Genomic DNA, 2899 nt, shown 5'->3' with positions numbered 1-2899 from the left:
AAGAATATTATTCATGCTATACTATTATACGGTGCTAAGATTAGTGTGAACTAGTTACTTAAAAGATAAAATTTTATTCAAATTAGTGTACTGCATAATTATTAGAAAGGAAGTGGATAAAATGAATAATAAAAGAGCTTTAAATGTATATTCTGAAATAGGAAAGTTAAAGACAATACTCTTGCACAGACCAGGAAAAGAAATTGATAACTTAACTCCTGATTCTTTGGACAGATTACTTTTTGATGATATTCCTTTTTTAGACATAGCAATTGAAGAACACGACGCTTTTGCCAAAATTTTAGAAGAAAGTGGCGTTGAAGTTTTATACTTAGAAGAACTTGCTGCAGAAGCTATAACTTCTGATAAGATAAAAAATGAATTTGTAGATGAGTTCATTCAAGAGGCAGACATCGAGGGAAAGACTAGAAAAAAATTAGTAAAAGATCTTTTAATGGGAATTGATAATAACCTCGATTTGGTTTTAAAGATGATGGAAGGAATTAAGAAAAGTGAACTTCCTGAATATAAAAAAGAAAGTCTCTGTGACATGGTTGAGTCTGATAATCCATTTATTGTCGATGCCATGCCAAATTTATATTTCACAAGAGACCCAATTGCCAATATCGGCTATGGTGTTTCACTAAATAGAATGCGCAATTTGACAAGACAAAGAGAGACAATCTTTGCAAAATATATTCTAAAATATCACAAAAGATTTAAAGATGCAGATATTCCCCTTTGGTACGACAGGACAGAAACTACTTCAATTGAAGGTGGAGATGTTTTAGTTTTATCAAAAGAAGTCTTGGCAATTGGGATATCTGAAAGGACAGATGCAGCATCTATAGAAAAGCTTGCTGAGAGAATTTTTGAGCACAATGAAACATTTAAAAAAATCCTGGCTTTAAAAATTCCAAACAAGAGAGCCTTTATGCATCTCGACACAGTCTTTACTATGGTTGATTATGATAAATTCACTATTCATCCTGAGATAGAAGGACCACTATGCGCATACTCTCTTACTAAAGGAGAAAGCGGAAATATTGACATCAAACAAGAAACTAAAGAGCTCGATGAAGTTTTGGCTGAAGCTTTGGGAAAAGAAAAAGTGACATTAATTCGTTGCGGTGGAGATGATCCAATCGCAGGTGCAAGGGAGCAGTGGAATGACGGAGCGAACACACTTGCAATAGCACCGGGAGAAGTAATAGTTTATTCTAGAAACAGTGTCACAAATAAGCTTTTAGAAGAACATGGAATTAAATTACATGTAATGCCATCAAGCGAACTTTCACGAGGTAGAGGCGGCCCAAGATGCATGTCCATGCCTTTATACAGAGAAGACATTTAAGAAACTAGAAAGGAATTAAATGGAAAATATAAAAAAAGAGAAGATCAAGACAGCAAGAATACTGCGATTTCTAATACCATCGATCTTGGGAGTTCTATTATTAATGACTCCATTCAAAAAAGATGGGGAATCGACGATAATGGTATCAGTAATATCAAAAGCTTTAAATAATGGAATAAATTCAGTGGTTCCAATTTATATTTTGGTTTTGATTTGCATAGTTATATCCTGTTCTCTTGCTATAATTTATAAAATAAAAAAGCCCGATTGGATAGAAAATAATGAATTGTTAAAAGAAGTATCTGATGTTTCTAACTTTTGGCTTTTCGCAAGGCTTGTGGGTCTTGCAATAGGCTTTATGACTGCCTTTGAAGTGGGACCTGAAATAATATATAGTCCCGATACTGGCGGACTTATTTTATATGATTTGATTTGTGGTTTATTCACAATATTTTTAGTGGCAGGTTTTATCCTACCATTCTTGACAGAGTTTGGACTGCTTGAATACATTGGAGTGTTTTTGACATCAATAATGAGACCTGTCTTTAACTTGCCAGGCAGATCTGCAATAGACTGTGTTGCATCTTGGATTGGAGATGGAACAATTGGCGTTACTCTAACAAATAAGCAGTACGAAGAGGGATATTATTCAGCAAGAGAAGCAGCAGTTATTGCAACGACTTTTTCTGCTGTATCAATTACATTTTGTCTTGTAGTTTTAGAAAATGTAAACATGACAAATTATTTTGGCAAGTTTTATTTAGCAGTTGCCGTAGCGGGAATTGTCGCTGCACTAATTTTGCCGCGAATCTATCCACTTTCATCTAAGAAGGATGAATATTATAACGGAGAAAAAAAGGCGACGCCAGAATTAGTTCCAGAAGGATTTACAAAACATGAGTGGGGACTTAGACTTGCAGTTAAAAAAGCAGAAGAAAATGGCGGAGTAAGACAATATTTAGTAAGTGGCGCTAAGACAGTTTTATCTCTATGGCTTGGGGTTATTCCTATTATCATGGCAGCGGGCACACTTGCTCTTGTAGTGTCAGTGGCAACACCTTTCTTTGAGATTATGGGGAAACCTTTCTTGCCACTTCTTAGACTATTGCAAGTGCCAGAAGCAGAAGCAGCAAGTGCTACTATGGTAGTTGGCTTTGCAGACATGGTTGTTCCATCAATACTTGCAGCGGAAATTGCAAATCCAATGACGCAATTTATCATTGCAGCAGTATCTGTAACACAGCTTCTTTATATGTCAGAAACAGGAGCAGTAATACTTGGAACAAACCTTCCCGTATCACTTTTTGATTTATTTATACTATTCTTGGAAAGAACATTAATAACTTTACCAATAATAGTGTTGTTTGCGCATTTTATTTTTTAGCGCAAATAAAAAGTTAATAATTAAATTTGGGAGATGAAAAAGTCATCTCTCTTTTTTATTTTAAATTTTTTTGAAAAATGTTTTAGGTGGTGCAAATAGCTAAAAAATAAAATATTAGAAATAACATGAAATCATTTACATTATTTTTATTAAAATATGTC

Annotated in this window: 2 protein-coding genes; both read left to right on the top strand. The window is 34.2% G+C overall.

Annotation, left to right across the window (positions count from 1 at the left end):
- The first annotated feature begins 121 nt into the window (after positions 1–121).
- Positions 122–1354, top strand: coding sequence for an arginine deiminase (arcA, locus tag ACOX6R_RS07810; protein WP_433448952.1), 1233 nt, complete (start codon positions 122–124; stop codon positions 1352–1354).
- Between the two features lie 19 nt (positions 1355–1373).
- Positions 1374–2738 carry a YjiH family protein gene (locus tag ACOX6R_RS07805; RefSeq protein WP_433448950.1) on the top strand — a complete coding sequence of 455 codons (1365 nt, stop codon included), beginning with the start codon at positions 1374–1376 and terminating at the stop codon, positions 2736–2738.
- The last annotated feature ends 161 nt before the right edge of the window (positions 2739–2899 follow it).

It is taken from the genome of Peptoniphilus sp., from assembly GCF_050943655.1.
Classification (GTDB): Bacteria; Bacillota; Clostridia; order Tissierellales; family Peptoniphilaceae; genus Peptoniphilus_A.
This window is presented reverse-complemented; position numbering and strand designations above follow the sequence as displayed.